Below are 22,822 nucleotides of genomic sequence, written 5' to 3'. Positions count from 1 at the left end.
GCTGGATGTAAAAAGATGGATCTATACCAACGCCGTGTTTAATGAGAATTAGTTTGATAGCTTTCTTTCAAAGCCACATATCCGCCTGAAAGGTTTTTTACTGAAGTAAAACCATTAGCCTTCAGTAGCTTCATGGCAATTAATCCTCTTTTTCCTGTTTTGCAACAAACTACGATATCATGATTTTTGTACTGGATGATTTTTTCCAGGTTTTTTGGTAGATCATATACGCTGATATGAATAGTACCGATAGGGTCTTCCTCATGCTCCCACTTTTCTCTCACATCAATAGTTATCAAGGTGGGCATATTCTCCTTTAGGCTTAGGTATTCCTGTGGTGATAAGTGGTTTTTCATTGAATAATAAATTTTAACTTGATCGGACTATTGTTAATGTCGATTCCATGAAAGATGTATAATCCTTCAGGAAGATTTTGCAAATCTATTATATTTTCTTTTTTATATTCATCATTTTGAAGAATCAACTGGCCTTTAACATTATAAATTGACCAATGGTTAACACTTTCGGTTAGCTTAATATACCCATTAGAAGGGTTTGGATATATTTTTATTTTATTAGAAGTGTTGTCTGGTGATTTAATTCCCGTAATGATTTCCTGTTTTCCAAATACTGGCCGTATCATGATACTTCCTTTTACTTCTCTGTTTTTTTGCCAGATTCCATCAAGGTTATAAAATATTTTATCCCCATTATCGGAATTTTTATCCAATCCGACAGGCAATCCAAAATCAGCAAACTTTTGAAACCCAACATAAATTGTGTCTTCAACAAATACTGGATCAATTTTGTATCTGGCAGGGGAGCCGTCACTGGGCAGGATTACAGATGCTGTTCTTTTATTTTGATTTTGCGATAAATCAGTTGAAGCATAAGGTACAATTAGTTCTCCCGCATCGTTTAAGAAATAAATATCTATTGCAGTTAATGTATCTGATTTAGGTATAATATATTCAGCTACTATAATAGAACCACTTCCATTGGCTTGCGAACCAGCCTCTGGTTTGTGATCATCGTAAGCATAATAATCTATAAAAGGATATTTAACGCTAACAGTATCATTGACTCTGAAATCTACAGAATTGTAAAAAATTGAATCATCAGGTTGAGAATAAAAAAAGCCTTCAATGAAAAGACTATCACCTTCATAATTTAAAAGGTAATTTTCCAGAGTGTTAATTTCCTTTTCGGGTATTGAATAATATAATTTTTGACCAAGCCTTGAAAAAAGTGTGTCCTTAACGATTGGCTTTTGCAATGAATCTATAAGTTCTCCTGTTTCAGCATTTAAAAGGTTCATGCCATATTCGACTACTCTTAAATTCGATGAAAGGCTTTTTCCAAATACCCCAATTGGTGAAGTGTTTGGAGGGATGTTTTCCTTCAGGTGGTCGAGAGGCATTGAGAAATACTGTCCAAATAGCTGACCAGGCATGCTAACTAAAGCTCGGTCTGGATAAATTCCTTCACGTCCGTCTTCATTGTTTAAAAGAGTTATATAATCAATATTCCAGGCATCAAATGGACCCGACAGATTTCCGTAATTCCGAAACCTGAACATAAATTTTTGATGAAATAAGGAATCAGGAATTTTTATAGATTGGTAAAAGAATGTATCTGTTTGTGTTAAATCTGATCCTGATATACTCAAAGCATTGATCCAATTTTCTGAGGGAGATAAAAATTCAATTATCAGAGAGTCTTCACTGTCTGGTATCTCTCCAAAACCTTGTTTTTGATAGTAAAACCCAAGATAAGTTGAATCTCTTTGATTAGCAGGGATCATACTAAGATCAACTATGTGAGAAGTCAATTCATCAGCATAACCATTTACATTGGCATTTGAATATGGTGTCCCATTTCCTCTAGTTCCGTCAAATCTTATACTACCTATAGAGGGGATGTTCTTCCCCCCAGTTTCTAGTATTTCAACATTTTCATTTATCAGCCATAAATTCTGTTTAAATCCAGTTCTATGGTCAGAAAAGTCATCAAATAAAGGAATTTGATTAATTAATGTGTCATTTGATTGACGTACGACTGCAAAAGCACTAGTTTTTCCAGTTTGGGAGGTAATCATTACTTCCTCAATCTGGGAAAATGCACTATTCCAGAAAATAATAAATATGGATATGTTCAGTAGATATTTAAACATACTAATTAAAATCAGGAGATTCTCCTCTTCCTGAATTCATTAATTTCATTTCTTCTATTGCAGAACTGTCAACCTCGACAATCCAAAGATCTATCAACGTACCAGTGTAAACTTTTTGACCGGCAGGAGGCATTTGTCTAAGAACTGTACCAGGTCCAGCTGAGTCTGCAGGTACCGATTGCTGAAAGATCTCTCCAATTTTCAAGCCAGAACCTAAGAGAATCGTTTCTGCTTCAAAATAATTTAAACCTTTAATATTAGGGTTATCTATAGGAGCTCCCTGGTCTCCGACAACCAGATCTACTGGTGTGCCTTTGTAAATCATTGTTCCAGGCTCTATAGTTTTTCCATCAATTTGTTGATCCAAAACAAGGTTAGCCATACCCGGTTCATAAATTATCTCTCCAACTTCTAAGCCATAACTTTTTAATTCTTTCATGGCACTTTTCACCCCGGAATCGACCAGTTTTGGCATTTTTATTTCTGGTGGGTGAGAAGCATTCAAAGTTAATGATACTACTCTTCCTTTTTTCACCTTAGTACCTGGCTCTGGATATTGCTTCAATACTACTTCAGCAGGGAAATTTTTATTGAAGTCAGAATCAGGTTTAATTTCATATTCCAGATTTCTGGATAAAAGATCTTCTTCAAGATCTTCAATGGTTTTTAAAGTAACATTAGGAACTGTTATCACTTCTCCGTGAAGAGTGATTTTTGGTAATATCACATAAAATACCAAATAAAGAATAAAAAACGTTGCTATAAGAATAAGCCCGATATTAAGTAGAAGGCCTTGCAATGTATTTGATTTCGGAAAAAATTTTTTAAAATTCATATTTTACTCTAATCCTGAATTAAAGTTAGTTTTTAAACGTGTTTTTCTTTCAAAGCGATATATTGCCTCAGTAATAATTGTATCGATGAGGCTTGAAAAAGTGTATCCATCATGCTTCCACATCATTGGAAACATTGAAGAATTAGTGAATCCAGGAATTGTATTAATTTCATTAATGTAACACATTCCCTGGTCTTCCTGGTAAAAAACATCTACTCTGGCAAATCCCTGGCACCCAACCGCTTTGAATGCATTGATGGATAGATTCTTAATAGTATTTTCTATGTTTTCAGGTACTGAAGCAGGAATTTCCAGCTTAGCAGCTTTGCTATCAACATATTTTGCCTGAAAAGTATAAAATTCATATTCTTTGTCAACGACTATTTCTCCTGGAACAGAAGCTTTTATTTCGTTGTTTTCTACGAGCACACTGCATTCAAGTTCCCTGGCTGAAACAAACTCTTCAGCGATTATTTCATTATCGTATTTAAAGGCTTCTTTCAATGCTGTTTTAAAATCTGCTTTGGATTTTACTTTTGAAACGCCCACTGAAGAACCAAGGTTTATAGGTTTAATTATAAAAGGAAGCCCTAATTTATCAGTAATGAATTCAAATTCGGGATCGTCCTGGTATGTGAAATAAAGATATTTACAAACAGGAATGCCTTGCTTTTCAAGTATTTGCTTAGTGAAAAATTTATTCATTGCAATGGAAGAACCCATTACATCAGATCCCGCATAAGCAGTTCCGGTAACTTCCAGCATTCCTTGAATATTGCCATCCTCACCATCTGTTCCATGAAGTGCAGGAAAAGCAACATCAAAAAGTAAGTTTTGCCCTTCTGCGGTTGAGAAAGACATTTTACCATTGTTGAGTTGTAAAGATAAAGGTACGCCTTGAGTTATATTATTAATAACCTTGTCCGTAAGATACCATCCTCCGGTTTTGGATATTCCTATACAATAAACCTGATATTTCTCTTTGTCTACTGCATCAAATATGTTCTTTGCAGATCTGATAGAAATATCATGTTCCACAGATTTACCTCCGTATAAAAGTGCTACTTTCTTTTTTTGCATTGATAATTTATAACTGGATGGCTAAAATATTAAAAAATACTCTATATATATTACTGCCTGAGGATTCTTTTAGTTGTCGTGAAAGTTTCTCCTTGAATTTGAATAAAATATATTCCTGAACTTAAATTTCTTAAGTCTTGACGGTAATTTTGATTAAGCACATTTTCTATTCGATTTTCTTCCAGAATTTGACCTCTACTGTTTATTAACCTTATGTTGAGATCCTGTATTTTATCAAGATAGAATGAGATGTTCGTATAATCAATTGAAGGGTTTGGATACACTCTTACATCAGGTTCATTCAAAAATAATGGCTCTGGATTGTTACTCAGAAATAATTCGATGTTGTCGAAATAAAAATTATTACTACCATTGTTAATACCCTGAAATGCCATTCTTAAATTTTTTTCTCCAGCATAATCTGTAAGGTCAATAAATACCCTTGTCCAGTCAGAGATAGAAGAGGGTTGCCATGATCCTCTAAAAGGTTCAGAGTTTAATGTACTTGCTGAAATGGTTGCTAAATTTACATCAAAGCTTTCGCCACCATTTGTAGATAAAAGTATATTTAATATATCAGTTATTGTACCTGAAGCAGGTCTGTAGCTTACATCAATAAAAACTGAAGCTTCATTAGTTTCGGAAAGATCAAATTCGGGTGTAATGATTATTGGGTTACCAATTGTTTCAAATATATTGTCAAAAGTTCCTACTATACAAGACTCTCCCGAAGGTGAAAATACTGAATTAGTATACTGCCATTTTAATTGATTTTCTTCATCAATATTCAACCAATTGGTTGGTCCTTCGAATCGTTCTCTAAATGGTACAACCAATTGAAAAGGATGATAATAAAAAGTCTTGTTTTTAGTGTTGTCAGATAAATTTTCGTCTTCGGAAAAATTAATTTTCACTAAAATTTCCTGTTTAAAATTTTCAGATTCTAACAAAGTCAGGTCAGCTCCAGATACAATAACTGATTCCCCTGCCGGGATGGGAGAGGTAGGTGTTAATGTTATTCTGTTCGATCCACCAATAATATCTATAGTGAAATCTTCTACAGCCGTTTTTCCTGCATTAATGATTTCAAACTCAGGAGTCAAAATTTCATCTGAATGAATTAATCCAGGATATAATATATCACCTATTCGAAGGTCATTGTTATATTCCTCAGGGGGAATCAGGCCCGGAGAAGTCAGAAGGCTTGCTCTTCGTGGACTTTCATTTAAAACTATATGCATTCTGGAAGATTGATCCCGGGTGAAAATGTTCATGCATTCATCACGAGTATAATCCATATAATTTTCAAACATATCTTCACTTTCACAAGTAAAACTAATTTCCGGACAACCATTTGTAGAAGTTAACTGATTTGGAGTGTCAGCTACATAATCACTGGCATCACAACTTCCATCACCCCAAATATGTCTTAAACCAAAAAAATGGCCAATTTCATGAGTAAGGGTCCTGCCTTTACTGGATGGGACTGTATTAAATCCTGTTCCAAAATATTCATAATCTATAGCTACTCCATCAGTAAGTCTATTATCTGGAGCAATTTCCAATCCAGGTAAATCACTAACTGGAAACTGTGCATAACCTATTAGAGTAAAGCTCAGGTCTGCAACCCAAATATTAAGGTAGTCTTCCGCAGGCCAATAACTTGAAGACTTAAGTTCAAATTCATCAGATTGGCTCAACGAATATGAATTCTGAGGACCTTGTGTTCGGACGATACCTGTAGTGGGAAGTCCATTCGGATCTTGTTTTGCCAGGACGAATTCTATTTGAGTATCAGCAGCGAAGGGTTTGAAAAAACTTCTTGTAAAAACTGAATCAGCATTCATTCTCCTGAAATCTTCATTTAGTGTTTCCAGTTGATTAAGAATCTGCTCTTGAGGAATATTAGTTTCGACTCCCAATTGCTCTCCATTATGTACAATATGGATTACAACGGGAATTTGAACCACATTACCTTCATTGAAATTAAATATTTTATTGGATTCTGATTCTTTTTTATTTAGCCACCGTTCAAAGTTTAAGACCTTTTTTTGATATGAGTCTCCATACTTTTGCTTAGATAATAAAACAGTTCCGCACTTTTCTTGCGGAAAGGCACGGAACTGAATCAATATTATTATAAGAAGAGCTAAAAAATTAAATCTTATCATTTTATATCATAGTGTCGGGTAATTTGGCCTGGGGATCTCCGGGTTTAGTAATATTAATTGCCTCAACACCGTTTATTTCAGGAACTGCTTTTTTGACAGCTTCCTCAACTCCGGCTTTTAGAGTCATCGTACTCATCGGACAGCTTCCACAAGCTCCCAATAACTCGATTTTAACAATATTATCCTCGTTGATATCCAACACCTTTACATCGCCACCATCAGCCTCTAAATAAGGCCTGATATTATTGATAGCTTCTTCAACTTTTTGTATGAGTGTCATATATAGAGTTACTTGAGTTCTACAATTTTAGTTTTATCCTGTTTAGCGTTCCTTATTGCTACTTCCTGAGCAAGACTTCTTGCTAGTGCTCTGAAGTTATCTGCCACAGGCGAATCTTTCATTGTTACAGGATAGCCTGAATCTCCGCTTTCGCGAATGCCCATTACTAAAGGAATTTCCCCTATAAACGGTACATTATTTATCTCAGCAAATTTTCTTCCACCACCTTCGCCGAAAATGTGATATTTATTATCAGGTAATTCCTCCGGAGTAAAATAAGCCATATTTTCAACAATTCCCAATACAGGAACGTTGATTTGTGGCTGCTTAAACATTGCCAATCCTTTTTGTGCATCTGATAAAGCAACCTTTTGCGGAGTGGTTACGATAACTGCACCTGTTACAGGTACTGTTTGTACCAGTGTAAGGTGAATATCGCTTGTTCCTGGAGGCAAATCGATCAATAGATAATCTAATTCACCCCACTCTGTATCGGTGAAAAATTGTCTGAATGCTGAAGATGCCATCGGGCCTCTCCATACTACAGCCTGATCTGGAGGAGCTAGGAATCCTATTGACATAAGCTGGATGCCATATTGTTCCAGTGGTTGTAGTAGGTTTTTGCCATTTACTTCTCTTACACTAGGTTGTTCTTTTTCACAATTAAACATTGTTGGAATAGAAGGACCAAAAATATCCGCATCGATAATACCTACTTTCGCTCCTTCATTTTTTAGCGCAACTGCTAAATTGGCTGTGATCGTAGATTTTCCTACACCTCCCTTACCGGAAGCCACAGCAATTATATTTTTAACCTGAGGCAAAACAGGGGAGTTGTCTCTTATTGTTGTTACTCTGGAAGTCATATCGATATCAACCTCTATATCAGAGCCTAAATTTCTTTCAATAGCTTTTAAACAATCATTTTTGATTATTTCCTTTAATGGACAAGCAGGAGTAGTCAAAACAACTTTGAAGCTTACCTTTTTATCTTCTATTGCAATGTCTTCAATCATGCCTAATGTAACCAGGTCTTTCTTTAGATCCGGGTCGATCACCTCTCCGAGTGCACTGAGTACCTTTTCCTTCGTTATTGCCATATTAATCTTTTGATCTTCTACTTTGGTAACGTTTGACTTAATAATAAGTTTAAACAAATTTTGTGCAAGTTAATCATATTTTTTTTCACTACTACATGAAATTAATTTCAATCAAAAAACATATTTAGTTAATTTTGTATTTTGCGGAAAACGCATAGCTACTAGCATATTTAAAAAGGGAGAAATATTGAAGATCTCAGATGATTCTATAGAAAAGGTTAAGTCGTATGTCGATATTGTTGATGTTATCGGGGAATATGTCCAGTTAAAAAAGGTAGGGCAGAATTATCGCGGTCTTAGTCCCTTCACCAATGAAAAAACTCCATCTTTTTATGTTTCTCCCTCAAAAGAGATATTTAAATGCTTTAGCTCCGGTAAAGGAGGTGATGCAATTAAGTTTATTACTGAATTTGAAGGGGTAGGATATCTCGAAGCAATAAAGATTCTTGCTGATAAATATGGAATTGAGCTTGAGATGGAGGAGCTCTCAGAGGAAGCTATTCAAAAACAATCAACAAGCGAAAGTCTTTTGATTGTTCTTAACCATGCTGCTGAATATTTTCATCAAACGCTTAAAGAAACCGACGAGGGTAGAAATGTCGGACTATCATATTTCAGGGAGCGTGGCTTCAATGAAAAGATCATTAATGAGTTTGATTTAGGCTATAGCCTTGATAAATGGGATGGACTTTATAAAGAAGCTTTGCAAAAAGGCTATCAGGAAGAATATCTCGATAAGGCAGGCCTGATAATAAAAAAAGAAGATAAGGTCTATGATCGTTTCCGGGGCCGGGTGATGTTTCCTATTCATAACGTCAGCGGTAAAGTCATTGCTTTCGGAGGCAGGGTTATAAAGTTAGATCCTTCTAAAAAGCAACCGAAATACGTCAATTCTCCTGAAACTGAAGTATACCATAAAAGTAAAATACTATACGGTATTTTCCAGGCTAAACAAGCTATTCGTCAATTTGATGAATGTTATCTTGTTGAAGGTTATACTGATGTTATCTCTATGCATATGTCTGATGTGGCAAATGTTGTGGCTTCCAGTGGCACTTCTTTGACAGATGATCAGATTAGACTCATATCAAGATATACTAAGAATATAACTGTTCTATTTGACGGGGATGCTGCCGGAATTAAAGCCGCCATGAGGGGGATTGATATGATTCTCGAGAAAGGGTTAAATGTAAAAGTCCTCGTATTTCCCGAAGGTGAGGACCCGGATAGTTACAGTCAGAAACTAGGAACTGAGGAGTTTAAAAAATTTCTTAAAGAAAATGCTACTGACTTTGTATCATATAAATTAAAAATATACTCTGAAGAGGCGAAAGTAAGTCCTCAGGCAAAAGCAGATTCGATCAAAGCGATTGTAGAAAGCATTGCGAAGATACCGGATCCAATTAAGAGGACAGTTTACACCCAACAAGCAGCAACACATCTTAATGTAGATGAAGATTTATTAATTGCGGAAGAGAATAAGCTTATTATTCAGAAAAGAAGGAATGAGCAGAAGCAATCCGCAAAAGATAGATTCAGGTATGAGTCAGATGAGCCTCTTCAGAAAGAAGAACAGCCTGCTGAAGAAGAAAATCTTGCATTAGCATCTCATGTTGATAATTACATCCAATCACAGGAGTCGGAATTGATAAGAGTCCTTATTTCTTATGGAAATCATGAAATGGATGATGAAGGAACCCTTATAAGCCATTTTATCCTGGAAGAATTGGAGGATATTGAAATGATTACTCCTGAGTTTAATGCTATTCTCACTCAATATAGAGAAATTGCACGGGAAGGAGGTACTCCTGATATTAGTTACTTCATGACCTTTGGAGATGAAGTTTTACAGCAAAGGCTGGTAAATATGTTTATTCAACCTTACGAAGTAAGCGAAAACTGGCATAAAAAACATTTGATCTTTGTTCCTTCTGAAGAAGAACAATTGCATAATGTCATCAACGGTGTGATATTGCGGTTGAAATTAGCATATGTTAAGAAAATGCTTCATGAAAATAAAGAAAAGTTGAAGGAAATTAAGGATGAGGATGAGATCATTCAAAGTATGAGAATTCAAAAAGAATTAAAAGAATTGGAAAGGGAATACGCTAAAGCACTTGGAAACGTGGTGATTTTTAAGTGAAAATGTATAAAGAAACTGTATTTTCCTACAATCGTATGATATAGATGTGATTCATATTTAACTTTAAACCCATAATTCAGTTAATATATAAAGTAATTAGAACTCAATAAACAATGTTAGATAAAATAGAAGATGCCATAGAGGCGATTAAAAGGGGAGAGGTTGTAATTGTTGTAGACGATGAAGACCGTGAAAATGAGGGTGATTTTGTCTGTGCGGCAGAGAAGATCACTCCTGAGATAGTAAATTTTATGGCAACTCATGGACGGGGATTAATTTGCGCCCCTCTTATTGAGGAAAGATGTGAAGAATTAGGTCTTGAGCTAATGGTGGGGAAAAATACCGCTGCCTATGAAACTCCGTTTACTGTGTCTGTTGATTTAATTGGACATGGTTGTACAACCGGAATTTCAGCATCAGATCGGGCTAAAACTATCCAGGCGTTAGTCAATCCGGATATTGATCCAGAAGAACTGGGTAAACCCGGACATATATTTCCTTTAAAGGCAAAAAAAGGAGGAGTATTAAGAAGAGCTGGCCATACAGAAGCATCTATAGATCTTGCCAGATTAGCAGGTCTTGCTCCTGCCGGTGTTTTGGTTGAAATCCTTAATGAGGATGGTACAATGGCTCGCCTTCCTGATCTACGAAAAGTTGCTGATAAATTTGGTTTATTATTAGTTTCAATCGAAGATTTGATCAGATATCGCCTACAGAAAGATAGCCTTATCAAAAAAGAAGAAGTGGTGAGTATGCCAACTGATCATGGTGACTTCATGTTGCATCCTTATGTTCAAACGAATACCGGAGATATCCATATGGCATTGGTAAAAGGAACCTGGGAACCTGATGAGCCTGTAATGGTCAGAGTCCATTCTAGTTGTGTGACTGGCGATATTTTTGGAAGTTGTCGTTGTGATTGTGGTCCACAGCTTCACAAAGCTATGGAGATAGTAGAGAATGAAGGAAAAGGGGTAATTATTTATATGAATCAGGAAGGTCGTGGAATTGGCCTGATTAATAAATTAAAAACCTATAAACTTCAGGAAGAAGGTATGGATACTGTAGAGGCTAATTTACATTTAGGATTTAAAATGGATGAAAGAGACTACGGTGTAGGGGCTCAAATTATCAGGGATCTGGGCATCAAAAAGATTCGTCTAATAAGTAATAATCCGAAAAAAAGGACTGGACTAATAGGGTATGGCCTGGAAATTGTGGATACTGTGCCTATAGAAGTAAAACCTAATCAGCATAATGAGAAATATCTTAAAACTAAGCGAGATAAAATGGGACATTCGATTCTTAAAAACCATTAGGCTTGCAGTTATAATATTTTTTGGATTTTTATTCATCAATGATAATTTATTAGCACAACAGTTTCCCTCTGAAACGTTTCATCCCGGAACTGCAATTCTGGAAGGCGATAAAAGAATCAGCGGTAAATTGAAATATGACCTTGAAAATAATATTATTCAGGTTATAAATAATGGTGTTATCCAGACGTTTACGTCCCAAAAAGTGGTTTTTTTTATTATTGAAGATCAGGTGTTGGGGATAACCCGAAAATTCTATTCTCTTCCTTATGAACGAAATAACTATCAATCGATGATGTTTTTCGAACTTTTAGTGGAAGGAGACTTAACCTTGTTAGGCAGGGAATATATAGATACTCGGACAACTACAAACAATAATAGTTTTTATTACAGAAGTTATTGGGTTGAAAGTTATGTTCTGCGAACTAATTTTTATTTCTTGAGAAAAGGTGGTGAAATCAATTTTTTCGAACCTAAGAAAAGGGAGTTATTAGATATTATGGACGATAAATCTGATCAGATAAAACAGTACATTAAAAAAAGACGTTTTGATATCGATCGTCCCGATGACTTAATGGAGATTACAAAATATTATAATAACCTTAATGAGTAATACAAATAAAAAAAAGCCCCTTATTCTTGTGTCTAATGATGATGGGATAACGGCTAATGGAATCAGGAAGCTTGTAGACCTCATGAAACAGATAGGAGAGGTAGTTGTTGTGGCTCCTGATAGTCCACAGTCTGGAATGGGGCATGCGATCACTATTGGAAATACACTCAGGTTATTCAAAGAAAGAATTTTCCCTGAAGTTGAAGCGTATAAGTGTAGTGGTACACCAGCTGATTGTGTGAAATTAGGTAAGCACCATGTTTTAAAAGAACGGACTATTGATCTCGTAGTTAGTGGCATCAACCATGGAGCAAATACTTCTATTAGTGTGCTTTACAGTGGCACAATGAGTGCTGCTATAGAGGGAGCAATTGAAGGTACTCCTGCTATCGGGTTCTCTCTGTGTGATTATGACCCTGAAGCTGATTTTGATCATGCCGATGAATGGATATTAAAGATTGCTGAGCAAACTTTAAAAAGAGGCTTGCCAAAATACACTGCGCTTAATGTAAATATTCCACCAAAAAGAATTGAAAAAGTAAAAGGTATTAAAGTTTGCAGGCAGGCTAATGCAAAATGGGAAGAGGTTTTCGACCAGCGTAGAGATCCTAATGGAAAGCCATATTTTTGGTTAGGAGGAAATTTTGTTAATTTTGACAAAGGAGAAGACAACGATGAATGGGCAATTGCAAATAATTATATTTCTGTAGTTCCCTGTCAGTTTGATTTAACGGCACATCATGCAATAAATTACATGAATGAAGAGTGGGAATTGTAGTAATAAGTTACATTATATTTCAGATTTTCATTTTAAATAGTATTTTTGCTAGATAATTCTAGTTGTGAATTGTTTATTAAGGGTTAAAATATAATAAACGCTAGTTTTTTTAGTTAGAGCATATAAAGGCATCGGATTTGAATGAAACCATTTAGTTTGGTTATTTTTTTTGTATTAACAGCGTTGTTATTACAGAGTTGTCAGGAAAAGATGATTTGCCCCGCGTTTCAGAGTTATTATATACTCGATGAAGATGAACGTGAGGCAAGGTTTTCTTATTTTGCAGACAGCATATCCCCGAAAATGACTGCTTCAGTCAAGAAGACCGACTATGGTCTAATTTCTCCTTCAATGTATTTCAACATTATTAAAAGAAATGAATACAAGAAGAGAAGTGCTGACATGCGCACCATTCCAATGGAAGTAGTTTATCCTAAAGAGAAAAAAGAAGATTCTGTATTTCACATTGATGACGGTGATATTCCTAAAACTCAAAAGGAAAACAGATATGAAATGGATGCTGATATAGATAGACAGCTTATAGATACTGCTTCATATTATACTCCAGAGGAAGAGCCTGTTTTGGCAAATGAGGATCAGCAAAAAGATAAATACAACATCGATCAGATGAGTTATATGTGGCTCATTGGAAATGATATACTTGAGCAGCGTCAAATGAAAATTGATTCCGTCTGGACAGATCACCTTGAAAAACAGGAGGAATTAAATGAAAAGTTCAAAGAGGAAGATGCCTTTGATGAAGAGGGACAACTAGGAGAGCCGATGGGGGATGCTGTTGAAGAAGAAGCCCCTAAAAAGAAATGGTGGCAATTCTGGAAAAAGTCTGGAAAGAAGAAAAAGAAAAAAAATGAAGAGGAAGAAGCTCAGGAGACTGAAGCTGTTCCTTTGGAAAAGGAAGAACCAGTTGAAGAAGAAGATGACGATGGTTTTTAATATTAAACGATAAAACCAGGTGTCATTTAACTTTAATATTAGTCCATTCATCGCCTAAATCTCCTTGTTTACATATTAAATAAATTTATGTTCTCGGCTCTTTTAGATAATTAATATCTTTCGGATGTAAAATTGATACTATCCGAATTTATGTTAATGGATCTAAACATCTTACCTTCAAAAAGAACTCCTCTTATAGACTATAAGTTTGAAGATGACAGGATCACTATATCTGGTCGATCAATACCTGAAAATGCGATTGATTTCTTTAACCCACTTTTTAAATGGGCTGATTTTTTCTGTTCAGACCCAGACAGAAATAAATTGAGTATTGATATAAAGCTTGATTACTTTAATACCAGTAGTAGCAAATGTCTGATCGAGTTCTTTCGAAAAATGGAAAGATGTAGTAAAAAAGGGAAGGAAGTAATCGTCAATTGGATTTATGATAGAGAGGATGAGAGCATGCACGAAACCGGAGAGGATTTTATGCAAATTATAAATCTTCCTTTTAATATAATGACGACTGAAGAAAATATTCAAAATAAATGAAAAGGGCGATCAAACGATCGCCCTTTTTTATTTTGATGTATATTTGACTTATTAGTATTACATCATACCTGGCATTCCGCCGCCCATTCCTGCAGGAGGCATTCCGCCGCCACCTTGCTCTTCATCCGGATCATCAGCAACAACACATTCTGTAGTTAACAGAAGAGATGCTATTGATGCCGCATTTTCAAGAGCTAATCTTGTGACTTTAGTCGGATCGATGATACCAGCCGCATAAAGATTTTCAAACTTATCTTCTCTTGCGTTATAACCGTAATCATCTTTGCCTTCTCTTACCTTTTGAACGATCACTGACCCTTCACCGCCAGCGTTGAAGACGATTGTTCTAAGTGGAGCTTCAAGAGCAGAAAGGACTATGTTGATACCAGTGGTTTCATCTTCATTGCGTCCTTGCAGATCTTTGATTGCTTCTACGGCTCTGATCAGAGCAATACCACCACCAGGAACAATTCCTTCCTGTACAGCAGCTCTGGTAGCGTGAAGAGCATCATCTACTCTGTCTTTCTTTTCTTTCATTTCTACTTCAGTAGCAGCACCAATGTAAAGGATGGCTACACCACCAGAAAGTTTAGCTAATCTTTCCTGAAGCTTTTCTTTATCATAGTCTGAAGTAGTGTTATCGATCTGAGCTTTGATCTGATTGATACGAGCATTGATCTGGTCTTTATCACCAGCTCCGTTAACGATAGTTGTGTTATCCTTATCAATGTTTACTTTCTCAGCCTGACCAAGCATATCGATAGTTGCTGCATCAAGTTTGTATCCTCTTTCTTCAGAGATTACAGTACCACCAGTTAATACAGCGATATCCTCAAGCATTGCTTTTCTTCTGTCTCCAAATCCAGGAGCTTTTACTGCAGCAATTTTCAGAGATCCTCTGATCTTGTTTACAACAAGTGTAGCAAGAGCTTCACCTTCAACATCTTCGGAGATAATTAATAAAGGCTTTCCTGTCTGAGCAACTTGCTCAAGAACTGGAAGTAGTTCTTTCATTGAAGAGATCTTCTTATCGAAAATAAGAATGTAAGGATTCTCCAACTCAGCTTCCATTTTCTCTGTGTTAGTAACAAAGTATGGAGAAAGGTAACCTCTGTCAAATTGCATACCTTCAACAGTTTTAACTTCTGTTTCGGTTCCTTTTGCTTCTTCAACAGTAATTACACCGTCTTTTCCTACTTTATCCATCGCATCAGCGATCATTTTACCGATCTCATCGTCATTGTTTGCAGAGATAGTACCTACCTGAGCGATTTCATTTGAGTCGTTAATATCCTTAGAGATTTTTCTAAGTTCTTTAACTACCTCAATAACTGCTTTGTCGATACCTCTTTTCAAATCCATTGGGTTAGCTCCGGCAGCAACATTTTTAATACCTGCATTAAAAATTGCCTGAGCTAAAACAGTAGCTGTAGTAGTACCATCACCGGCATCATCTGCTGTTTTAGAAGCAACTTCTTTTACCAGTTGAGCCCCCATGTTTTCTACAGGATTTTTAACCTCGATCTCTCTAGCTACAGAAACACCATCTTTTGTGATTGTTGGTGCTCCGAATTTTTTATCGAGAATTACATTTCTTCCTTTTGGTCCAAGTGTTACCTTAACTGCGTCAGCAAGTTTATCAACTCCTTTTTTTAGAGCTTCTCTTGCAACTGTGTCAAATAATATTTCTTTAGCCATGTTTCTTAAATTTTTATAAACCCTTGATTTTATAGTATTGCGAAAATGTCAGACTCCCTCATTATGAGGTAATCTCCACCATCGACAGTGATTTCGGTCCCTGCATATTTTCCATAAAGTACAGTATCACCGACCTTAACTGTCATTGGCTCATCTATTTTACCGTTACCGACCGCTACGATCTTACCTTTTTGTGGTTTTTCTTTTGCAGTGTCAGGAATGATAATTCCAGATGCAGTTTTTTCTTCCGCTGCAGCAGGTTCTACCAGAACTCTGTCTGCCAAAGGCTTAATGTTAAGTTGTGACATATGTGTATTGATTTTAAGCGTTGTTATTGCTAAATTTTACATGGTGCATTGTGCACATTATGTGCCAAATGAAATTATTTCATTTAAACGGTCATTTTTTCACATTTTAGTCACTCTTCATGTCATGCTTTTTATGAGTGGCATGAAAATAGTGACAAATAGGCATGAATTCTGGTAGAAATTATGTCAGTGTTGTAAAAACGTGTCATTGAAACTTTTAAGCCTATGAAAACATTAAGTCCAAACTGGATCACTGAAAGTCCAATAGACTTCGAATTTAAAAAGTATACTTTGTTGGCATACTTGCAGCGTGTTGAAAACTTTTTTAATGAGTTTAAGTTATATCCTGCTTTTTCTGATCTGATCTTTCATTATAAAAATCTGCATACACTTAAAGAAAATAAGGAATTGTTGAAAGAATCCTTTCCTAAAGAAATTTCTATGGAAGATTTTCTCAAACTTAAGTTGGTTTATAAAGAAATTTTGGATGATGATGAAATAATTAAGGCAATTGAAGATTTAATTTACTTTTCAATGCCTCAAATGAAGATCTGGCTCGAAAGGGGAGAGGAAATTTTCGTTTCTGTTGGCGAGGATATGAAAATAGAACCTGTAGGTATAGTGCCTCTTTATAAGGAAGAGGGGTATTTATTATTACAATTATTTAATGGTAGAAAAAAAGTGTTTAGATATAAAACCGGTATTTTTGAGAGACCAGAAGATACTTATCGTGGGCTGAATTTATCTTTTTTGCAGGATATTGAATTGGGAATAGGAGATACAATGGAAGGATATAAGATGCGTTTAGCAAGGTTGAATAAAGAACTTCCTAATCCCGCTGTTTTTTATATTTCAACAAAGAGGGATTTGCCTTTCGAGGAAACTTTAATGCCGGTTTTAAAGGTTAATTTTTTGAAATACATATCACTTGCCTCATAAAAAAAGCCCTGATCAGATCAGGGCTTTTTAATTAAGTATTTTATGTATTATTGAACAGTGTCTGATTCAAGTTCTGCAGGAGAAGTTAATTCATCATTTTGAGGAATAGCTGCAGGAGCTGCATCTTCCTGTACCGCTTCTACATTTGTACTTTTTACAGTATCACCACCTTTTTCAATGAATTGAGCACTTACCAAAGCCAGAGCAACTATAAATACTAATAATGCCCAAGTGGTTTTCTCAAGAAGGTCAGTTGTCTTTTTTACACCCATCATTTGATTAGCTTGTCCAAATGTTGATGACAATCCGCCACCTTTTGAATTTTGAGCTAAGATAACCAACACCAACAATACTGCTGCGATAATAATTAAAGAAAGAATTAAAATATACATGTTTTTTATTTTTCCAGCTTACTAATTTGACTTGCAAAGTAAGCCTTTTTTTGTGGATATTTCCAAATTAATTTTTTATAAATTTCAATAGCTTTTTTAGTCTTCCCTTGCTTTGCATAAATGTTAGCGAGTGTTTCTGACACAAGATTCTCATTTACAGATGTGCTGTCTTTGGCAAGGTCTCTCATTTCTTCGTCGGTGAGCTCTTCCTGATCTTCTGAACGGAACCTTTCTATATTAGGGCTTCGACTAATAAAGGAATCAATAATATCCTTTTGTCTGTCTTTTTTATCTTTATCTGATTCCTCTTCAGAATATTGTTCGGATTTCTTTTTAAGACTATCAAGAATAGACCCTTTTGATCCTGATTCAGGTTTTTCTTGTTCTTCTGAGGTATCCTTTAACGACTCTTCTTTTTCCTCTTCTTCGTCATCAATTTTTTTGACTGAGGCTATATCTGAATCGTCATCACTTTCTTTATCAGTTTCTATTGGCTTTTTTTTTTCTTCTTCTTCCTCTTCTTTTTCACCAGAATCCCCCATGCTTTCTTTAAGAGAAGCTAGGTTAGCCATTAATTCACTATAAATGTCATCACCACCTTCACTCTCTTTAGATTCTTCTTCATCTTCATCAGAGACACTTTCTTCACTGCTGACTTCAGAATCAGATTCTTCACTTTTTACTTCCTCATCTTCGTCATCCTCCGAAGGGTAATCATAGCCTGACGCCCATTCAGTTTCATCCTCTTTTTGCACTGCTTCTGAATCATCCTCTTTTTCTTCAGTTTCAGATTTATCCTCGTAAGTAGTGCTCTCATCTGATGCCGACTCATCATCAGATTCAAACTGTTCATCATTTTTTTCTATGACAATTTCAGCATCTTCTACTACATTCTCCTCTTCATAAGAGGAAGAATAATTATCCTCTTCTTCAGATTCAGCAGACTGAGATCCGGAACTTTCCATATATTGTTTTAAAACGTCTCTGTCGTAAGTATAGATCGCGGCTTTGTGAAGGGCATCCTGTGAGTCATCTGCTTCTTTATGCTGTTTTATTTTTGCAATAAGCATATGAAGAGCCTGGTAATATGGATACCTTGCTGCCAGATCTTGAATTTCAGCGAATTGATCGTCAGAAACTCTTTCCGGATCGTTTAAAAAGTTAATTAAGTCGTGTTTAGAAACCATGAATTTTAAAGTCTTGGCTTAAAAGAATAAAAAAAATCACCAATTAGCAACAGAAGTATTGAAAATATCCAATATAATCTGTTCAATTATATTATCCACATACTGTTGTTCATTCGCATTGAGCGGTGCAGTATTCGGGTCATAGTCTTCGTAAAAACTAAAAGATCTATTTGTGAAATTCTGCGATTCGTCATAAGTATTTATGAATGTTGCAGTCACCGTTATTGTTAATCTTTCCTGAGCAGCTTGATCTATACTATTATTACCAGTACCTGCGCTAACCCCTCTTAATGATGCTCTGTAACTTGTTATAGCACCTTCTAATTGAAGATCGCCTCCATAATCTACGATTGATAAATTGGAGTTTCTTTGAAAATATTCTTTCAATTGCTCTGTAAATTGCTGTGCAATCGTCGGTGGTCCCTGACCGGTATCATTAAAGAATGTACTGATTGAAATAGTCTTTACTTCAGGACCGATACTGATTCCTGTAAAAGAATAGTTTACAGAACAGGCGTTGAGTATGAAAAATAATACGAGAAAAAAATATTTATTATGCTTCAATTTCATACTGTTTAATTTTCCTATATAGTGTTCTTTCGGATATTCCGAGATCTTTTGCTGCGTATTTTCTTTTATTATTGTTTTTTCTGAGGGCCTTGATAATCAGTTCTTTTTCTTTATTTTCTAATGAAAGGTTTTCTTCCTCTTCTTCCGGCTCATGATACACATCTTCATAATATGCTTCCTCATCCTCATCGCTTTCAGTATTCTGATTATCATGCAGAATAAATGGTGAATCATTTTCAGTACTGGTTTCAGCAGAACTTCCAGGTCTTTTAACTTCTGGTAGTGATGACCTGTATTTTATGTCTTCAAATAATTCCTGGTTTTCCCGGATTATTTTTGCACCATCTTGTTGATCATTGAGAATTGATACTACCAGTTTTTTTAATTCTGTCATATCTTTTCTCATATCAAATAAGATCTGATATAAAAGATCTCTTTCATTAAGACCCTGGGTGTTTTCTTGTTGAAATATTGCAGGTACGTTTCTCGAACTATCAGGTAAATATGTAGAGAGAACTTCAGCATTTATTAACCTGTTTTCTTCGAGTAAAGAAATTTGCTCAACAAGGTTCTTAAGTTCTCTGATATTACCCGGGAAACGATATTTTTTGATTAAAGCCTGAGCGCCTTCATCCAATTCCACCGGTTTGACCCTGTAATTTTCAGAAAAGTCAGAAGCGAATTTTCTGAATAATAAAAGAACATCATCGCCTCTATCACGAAGTGAAGGAACGTAAATGGGTAAAGTGTTTAATCTGTAATACAGATCCTCACGGAAATCGCCTTTTTCTACAGCCTCCATAAGGTTGACATTAGTAGCAGCTACCACTCTGACATCTGTTTTTTGCACCTTTGAGGATCCAACTCGTATGAATTCACCATTTTCAAGAACTCTTAACAGTCTGGACTGTGTTGGTAATGGCATTTCTCCAATTTCATCAAGGAATATAGTGCCTCCCGTGGTTACTTCAAAATATCCTTTTCTACTATCGTGGGCACCTGTAAATGCACCTTTTTCATGACCAAATAATTCAGAATCTATTGTTCCTTCTGGAATAGCACCGCAGTTTATGGCGATAAACTGCCCATGTTTTCGATGACTGAGCGAGTGAATTATTTTAGAGAAAGACTCTTTTCCACTACCACTTTCGCCAGTAATTAAAACAGTCATATCCGTCGGAGCTACTTGTATTGCCCGTTGAATGGCATGGTTCAGCTCCGGGCTGTTACCTATTATTCCAAAACGTTGTTTTACACTTAATATATCTGATTGATGCATTTGTCGGCCCTTGTGTTTATTCGACTACCTCTCCAAAAAGTGTTGCAGGGGTGCAATCGTGTACCAAAACATTAACGTATTGGCCTTTTTCCTGGTTTCCTCTTGGGAATATAATTACTTTATTTTCGGAATTCCTTCCCTGTAACTGCTCATCACTTCGTTTAGATGTTCCTTCAACCAGTACTTTATGAACTTTGCCAATCGCTTTTTTATTGCGTTCTAAAGAATGTTCTCTTTGTTTATCAATGATCTCCTGTAATCTTCTTTTCTTTACTTTTAGTGGAATATCATCTTCATATTTTTTGGCTGCAAGAGTACCTGGTCTTTCACTATAAAAAAACATATACGAAAAGTCGTATTTAACATAATCCATTAAAGTGAGAGTGTCCTGATGTTCTTCTTCTGTCTCAGTGCAAAAGCCAGCTATCATATCTGAAGATATCCCACAGTCATCACCGATAATTCTTCTGATTGCATCAACTCTGTCAATATACCATTCCCGGTCGTAAGTCCTGTTCATTAATTTTAAAACACGGCTATTACCGGATTGTGCAGGTAAGTGTATGTAATTACATATATTTTCGTACTTGTTCATTGTTTCAAGTACTTCGTCAGTAATATCTTTTGGATGAGAAGTGCTAAATCTAACCCTTAAATCGGGACTGATTTTTGCAACCATTTCTATAAGATTTGCAAAGTTTACAATTGAAACATCGCTTTCTTTTTTTTCTTTTCTCTCAAGCCTTCCTTTATTATTCTCCTCTGAAGACCATTTGTAAGAATCAACGTTCTGGCCTAGCAATGTAACTTCTCTGTAGCCTTTGTCGAATAGTTCTTTAGCTTCTGCTACTATTGAATGTGGATCACGGCTTCTCTCGCGGCCTCTTGTAAAAGGAACTACGCAAAAAGAACACATGTTGTCACACCCTCTCATTATACTTATGAAGGCTGAAACTCCATTGCTATCAAGTCTTACAGGACTAATGTCAGCATAGGTTTCTTCTTTTGATAAGAATACATTAACAGCTTTATTCCCATCATCAACTTGCTTTATTAATGTAGGAAGATCCCGGTAAGCATCAGGTCCGACTACCATATCGACAATTTTTTCTTCTTCAAGAAGCTTGTCTTTAAGTCTTTCAGCCATACAACCCAGAACACCGATCATCATTTCAGGTCGGTCTTCTTTTACTTTGTTAAATTGTGAAAGCCTGTTTCTGACAGTTTGTTCAGCTTTTTCTCTTATAGAGCAGGTATTCAGAAAAACAACGTCAGCTTTAGAGAAATCAGAAGTCGTATCAAACCCTTCTCTTTTCATGATAGAAGACACAATCTCGCTATCACTGAAATTCATTTGACAACCATAACTCTCTATATAAACTTTTCTGTTTTTTCCGGTATTTTCTTCCTCACTTACCTGAACTCCACAAGCTTCTTCCGACTGCTGCTGTTCTTCAGTTAAAATATCGATATCACTGATTAACTCTTGCTTACTCATATTTTAAAGCTATTATCCTATTATCAATATGCAAAACTACTAAATTGGATTTAGAATTTATGACAAAATGTCAGCAAAAAAAAAGGCAGTCATTTGACTGCCTCTTCACTTCGTATTTTCTTTGATTCCTTACTGAACTTCAGCAACCTCTTCTGCCGGAGTAGCAGTTAGATCGATACCTACATTAACTGTGTTGTAGATGAATTTATCTTTTGCTTTATCAGCAACACTTGCTTCATCACCATACATTAAACCCCAGTCAGTTCTGTCGATATTGAATTTAGCTTTAGCAGTAAGCTTATCACCTTCCTTATTTACGTGAGCAGGGAAAGCAACATTTTTTGTAGTTCCTCTCATTGTAAGGTTTCCGCTTACCCAATGAGTTGGATTTTCTACCATAAATTCTTTCGCTGATTCAGGAGTGTATTCTGTTTCGAACTGATCTTTAACTTCAACAGACATTGTTGATGGATCAAATTCCTTTACTTCAGTGATTTCGAAAGTAGCTGTCGGAAAAGAATCAGCAGCGAAAAAGTCTGGAGACATCAAATGACCAGTAAGCTTGTCATACATGTCTTCATCATCATTAGGATCATTTTCAAGATCTAGAACATCAAGACCTGTGATATTCATAGTAAATGAACCACTTGTGATATTTCCGTCTTCTACGAATAATTCTCCTTCAGAAACCGGAATGTATCCATTGTGTTTACCTGTTGGTTTACTTCCAATCCATGTTACCTGACTATCATCAGTAGGAGTGTAAACTACTGCAGTAGCCCCCGCTTCCGCAGCTTCTTTTTCTTCACTAACAACAGCATCTCCTGAGTTAGAACTTCCTCCGCAAGCAGAAAGCATTAATGCTGTAACTGTAGCAAAAGCAATACCTTTAAAAATTTTCATAACAATCGTGCTTTAATTAATTTTATTGGTTTAACGACAAAGTTAGACTTTTG

At 35.8% G+C, this 22,822-nt stretch carries 22 protein-coding genes; 7 read left to right on the top strand and 15 right to left on the bottom strand.

Annotation, left to right across the window (positions count from 1 at the left end; translation table 11 throughout):
* Positions 1 to 38: 38 nt before the first annotated feature.
* From OO013_RS00180 to OO013_RS00150, 7 genes are read right to left on the bottom strand one after another with little or no spacing between them, the layout of a single operon-like run.
* On the bottom strand, positions 39 to 356 hold the full coding sequence (locus tag OO013_RS00180) for a rhodanese-like domain-containing protein (protein ID WP_266054491.1): 318 nt from the start codon (positions 354 to 356) through the stop codon (positions 39 to 41).
* Positions 353 to 2,173, bottom strand: coding sequence for a T9SS type A sorting domain-containing protein (locus tag OO013_RS00175; RefSeq protein WP_266054490.1), 1,821 nt, complete (start codon positions 2,171 to 2,173; stop codon positions 353 to 355). Before OO013_RS00175 ends, OO013_RS00180 begins: the two co-directional genes overlap by 4 nt.
* A gap of 1 nt (position 2,174) precedes the next feature.
* On the bottom strand, positions 2,175 to 3,008 hold the full coding sequence (locus tag OO013_RS00170) for a PASTA domain-containing protein (protein ID WP_266054489.1): 834 nt from the start codon (positions 3,006 to 3,008) through the stop codon (positions 2,175 to 2,177).
* A gap of 3 nt (positions 3,009 to 3,011) precedes the next feature.
* Positions 3,012 to 4,088 carry a D-alanine--D-alanine ligase family protein gene (locus OO013_RS00165; RefSeq protein ID WP_266054488.1) on the bottom strand — a complete coding sequence of 359 codons (1,077 nt, stop codon included), beginning with the start codon at positions 4,086 to 4,088 and terminating at the stop codon, positions 3,012 to 3,014.
* A 50-nt stretch (positions 4,089 to 4,138) separates the two neighbouring features.
* A complete protein-coding gene (locus OO013_RS00160) occupies positions 4,139 to 6,259 on the bottom strand; it encodes a M43 family zinc metalloprotease (protein WP_266054487.1) in 2,121 nt (706 codons plus the stop codon).
* A 1-nt stretch (position 6,260) separates the two neighbouring features.
* Complete coding sequence (locus tag OO013_RS00155; RefSeq protein ID WP_266054486.1) at positions 6,261 to 6,539, bottom strand: NifU family protein; 279 nt, start codon at positions 6,537 to 6,539, stop codon at positions 6,261 to 6,263.
* 8 nt (positions 6,540 to 6,547) lie between these two features.
* Positions 6,548 to 7,639: an Mrp/NBP35 family ATP-binding protein gene (locus tag OO013_RS00150; RefSeq protein ID WP_266054713.1), complete on the bottom strand. Its 1,092-nt coding sequence runs from the start codon at positions 7,637 to 7,639 to the stop codon at positions 6,548 to 6,550.
* Positions 7,640 to 7,826: 187 nt separating this feature from the next.
* On the opposite strand from OO013_RS00150, the gene dnaG reads away from it, so the two are divergent.
* From dnaG to OO013_RS00120, 6 genes are all read left to right on the top strand, one after another.
* Complete coding sequence (gene dnaG / locus OO013_RS00145; RefSeq protein ID WP_266054485.1) at positions 7,827 to 9,782, top strand: DNA primase; 1,956 nt, start codon at positions 7,827 to 7,829, stop codon at positions 9,780 to 9,782.
* Between the two features lie 113 nt (positions 9,783 to 9,895).
* The gene (locus OO013_RS00140; protein WP_266054484.1) at positions 9,896 to 11,101 is read left to right on the top strand and encodes a bifunctional 3,4-dihydroxy-2-butanone-4-phosphate synthase/GTP cyclohydrolase II; all 1,206 of its coding nucleotides are present in this window, start codon (positions 9,896 to 9,898) and stop codon (positions 11,099 to 11,101) included.
* Positions 11,040 to 11,711, top strand: coding sequence for a hypothetical protein (locus OO013_RS00135; RefSeq protein WP_266054483.1), 672 nt, complete (start codon positions 11,040 to 11,042; stop codon positions 11,709 to 11,711). The genes OO013_RS00140 and OO013_RS00135 overlap by 62 nt, the downstream gene beginning before the upstream one ends.
* Positions 11,704 to 12,489, top strand: a complete 786-nt coding sequence (gene surE, locus OO013_RS00130) for a 5'/3'-nucleotidase SurE (RefSeq protein ID WP_266054482.1) — start codon at positions 11,704 to 11,706, stop codon at positions 12,487 to 12,489. The genes OO013_RS00135 and surE overlap by 8 nt, the downstream gene beginning before the upstream one ends.
* Positions 12,490 to 12,630: 141 nt before the next feature.
* Positions 12,631 to 13,443 carry a hypothetical protein gene (locus tag OO013_RS00125; RefSeq protein WP_266054481.1) on the top strand — a complete coding sequence of 271 codons (813 nt, stop codon included), beginning with the start codon at positions 12,631 to 12,633 and terminating at the stop codon, positions 13,441 to 13,443.
* 156 nt (positions 13,444 to 13,599) lie between these two features.
* Positions 13,600 to 13,995 carry a DUF1987 domain-containing protein gene (locus OO013_RS00120; protein ID WP_266054480.1) on the top strand — a complete coding sequence of 132 codons (396 nt, stop codon included), beginning with the start codon at positions 13,600 to 13,602 and terminating at the stop codon, positions 13,993 to 13,995.
* A gap of 57 nt (positions 13,996 to 14,052) precedes the next feature.
* On the opposite strand, the gene groL is transcribed toward OO013_RS00120, so the two are convergent.
* The gene (groL, locus tag OO013_RS00115; RefSeq protein ID WP_266054479.1) at positions 14,053 to 15,693 is read right to left on the bottom strand and encodes a chaperonin GroEL; all 1,641 of its coding nucleotides are present in this window, start codon (positions 15,691 to 15,693) and stop codon (positions 14,053 to 14,055) included.
* 29 nt (positions 15,694 to 15,722) lie between these two features.
* Positions 15,723 to 16,001, bottom strand: coding sequence for a co-chaperone GroES (locus tag OO013_RS00110; RefSeq protein WP_266054478.1), 279 nt, complete (start codon positions 15,999 to 16,001; stop codon positions 15,723 to 15,725).
* 225 nt (positions 16,002 to 16,226) lie between these two features.
* Between OO013_RS00110 and OO013_RS00105 the strand changes: the two genes are divergently transcribed.
* Positions 16,227 to 16,940: a hypothetical protein gene (locus tag OO013_RS00105; RefSeq protein ID WP_266054477.1), complete on the top strand. Its 714-nt coding sequence runs from the start codon at positions 16,227 to 16,229 to the stop codon at positions 16,938 to 16,940.
* A 47-nt stretch (positions 16,941 to 16,987) separates the two neighbouring features.
* Here the strand turns inward: OO013_RS00105 and secG are convergent, their stop codons facing one another.
* From secG to OO013_RS00075, 6 genes are all read right to left on the bottom strand, one after another.
* Positions 16,988 to 17,332: a preprotein translocase subunit SecG gene (secG, locus tag OO013_RS00100; protein WP_266054476.1), complete on the bottom strand. Its 345-nt coding sequence runs from the start codon at positions 17,330 to 17,332 to the stop codon at positions 16,988 to 16,990.
* 5 nt (positions 17,333 to 17,337) lie between these two features.
* Positions 17,338 to 18,519: a DUF8458 domain-containing protein gene (locus OO013_RS00095; protein ID WP_266054475.1), complete on the bottom strand. Its 1,182-nt coding sequence runs from the start codon at positions 18,517 to 18,519 to the stop codon at positions 17,338 to 17,340.
* A 36-nt stretch (positions 18,520 to 18,555) separates the two neighbouring features.
* Entirely contained in the window at positions 18,556 to 19,089 is a 534-nt protein-coding gene (locus tag OO013_RS00090) for an LptE family protein (RefSeq protein WP_266054474.1), read from the bottom strand.
* A complete protein-coding gene (locus OO013_RS00085) occupies positions 19,073 to 20,368 on the bottom strand; it encodes a sigma-54 interaction domain-containing protein (RefSeq protein ID WP_266054473.1) in 1,296 nt (431 codons plus the stop codon). Before OO013_RS00085 ends, OO013_RS00090 begins: the two co-directional genes overlap by 17 nt.
* 16 nt (positions 20,369 to 20,384) lie before the next feature.
* Positions 20,385 to 21,866, bottom strand: a complete 1,482-nt coding sequence (gene miaB, locus OO013_RS00080) for a tRNA (N6-isopentenyl adenosine(37)-C2)-methylthiotransferase MiaB (RefSeq protein ID WP_266054472.1) — start codon at positions 21,864 to 21,866, stop codon at positions 20,385 to 20,387.
* 129 nt (positions 21,867 to 21,995) lie between these two features.
* Complete coding sequence (locus OO013_RS00075) at positions 21,996 to 22,769, bottom strand: YceI family protein (RefSeq protein ID WP_266054471.1); 774 nt, start codon at positions 22,767 to 22,769, stop codon at positions 21,996 to 21,998.
* Positions 22,770 to 22,822 lie beyond the last annotated feature (53 nt).

Origin of the sequence: Mangrovivirga halotolerans (assembly GCF_026241165.1) — a bacterium.
Classification (GTDB): Bacteria; Bacteroidota; Bacteroidia; order Cytophagales; family Cyclobacteriaceae; genus Mangrovivirga; species Mangrovivirga halotolerans.
This window is presented reverse-complemented; position numbering and strand designations above follow the sequence as displayed.

What these genes read in the sequence shown, in the direction of transcription:
- OO013_RS00180 (WP_266054491.1), bottom strand. Translation starts at nt 356, where the DNA reads ATGAAAAACCACTTATCACCACAGGAATACCTAAGCCTAAAGGAGAAT.
- OO013_RS00175 (WP_266054490.1), bottom strand. Translation starts at nt 2,173, where the DNA reads ATGTTTAAATATCTACTGAACATATCCATATTTATTATTTTCTGGAAT.
- OO013_RS00170 (WP_266054489.1), bottom strand. Translation starts at nt 3,008, where the DNA reads ATGAATTTTAAAAAATTTTTTCCGAAATCAAATACATTGCAAGGCCTT.
- OO013_RS00165 (WP_266054488.1), bottom strand. Translation starts at nt 4,088, where the DNA reads ATGCAAAAAAAGAAAGTAGCACTTTTATACGGAGGTAAATCTGTGGAA.
- OO013_RS00160 (WP_266054487.1), bottom strand. Translation starts at nt 6,259, where the DNA reads ATGATAAGATTTAATTTTTTAGCTCTTCTTATAATAATATTGATTCAG.
- OO013_RS00155 (WP_266054486.1), bottom strand. Translation starts at nt 6,539, where the DNA reads ATGACACTCATACAAAAAGTTGAAGAAGCTATCAATAATATCAGGCCT.
- OO013_RS00150 (WP_266054713.1), bottom strand. Translation starts at nt 7,639, where the DNA reads ATGGCAATAACGAAGGAAAAGGTACTCAGTGCACTCGGAGAGGTGATC.
- OO013_RS00140 (WP_266054484.1), top strand. Translation starts at nt 9,896, where the DNA reads ATGTTAGATAAAATAGAAGATGCCATAGAGGCGATTAAAAGGGGAGAG.
- OO013_RS00135 (WP_266054483.1), top strand. Translation starts at nt 11,040, where the DNA reads ATGAGAAATATCTTAAAACTAAGCGAGATAAAATGGGACATTCGATTC.
- surE (WP_266054482.1), top strand. Translation starts at nt 11,704, where the DNA reads ATGAGTAATACAAATAAAAAAAAGCCCCTTATTCTTGTGTCTAATGAT.
- OO013_RS00125 (WP_266054481.1), top strand. Translation starts at nt 12,631, where the DNA reads ATGAAACCATTTAGTTTGGTTATTTTTTTTGTATTAACAGCGTTGTTA.
- OO013_RS00120 (WP_266054480.1), top strand. Translation starts at nt 13,600, where the DNA reads ATGGATCTAAACATCTTACCTTCAAAAAGAACTCCTCTTATAGACTAT.
- groL (WP_266054479.1), bottom strand. Translation starts at nt 15,693, where the DNA reads ATGGCTAAAGAAATATTATTTGACACAGTTGCAAGAGAAGCTCTAAAA.
- OO013_RS00110 (WP_266054478.1), bottom strand. Translation starts at nt 16,001, where the DNA reads ATGTCACAACTTAACATTAAGCCTTTGGCAGACAGAGTTCTGGTAGAA.
- OO013_RS00105 (WP_266054477.1), top strand. Translation starts at nt 16,227, where the DNA reads ATGAAAACATTAAGTCCAAACTGGATCACTGAAAGTCCAATAGACTTC.
- secG (WP_266054476.1), bottom strand. Translation starts at nt 17,332, where the DNA reads ATGTATATTTTAATTCTTTCTTTAATTATTATCGCAGCAGTATTGTTG.
- OO013_RS00095 (WP_266054475.1), bottom strand. Translation starts at nt 18,519, where the DNA reads ATGGTTTCTAAACACGACTTAATTAACTTTTTAAACGATCCGGAAAGA.
- OO013_RS00090 (WP_266054474.1), bottom strand. Translation starts at nt 19,089, where the DNA reads ATGAAATTGAAGCATAATAAATATTTTTTTCTCGTATTATTTTTCATA.
- OO013_RS00085 (WP_266054473.1), bottom strand. Translation starts at nt 20,368, where the DNA reads ATGCATCAATCAGATATATTAAGTGTAAAACAACGTTTTGGAATAATA.
- miaB (WP_266054472.1), bottom strand. Translation starts at nt 21,866, where the DNA reads ATGAGTAAGCAAGAGTTAATCAGTGATATCGATATTTTAACTGAAGAA.
- OO013_RS00075 (WP_266054471.1), bottom strand. Translation starts at nt 22,769, where the DNA reads ATGAAAATTTTTAAAGGTATTGCTTTTGCTACAGTTACAGCATTAATG.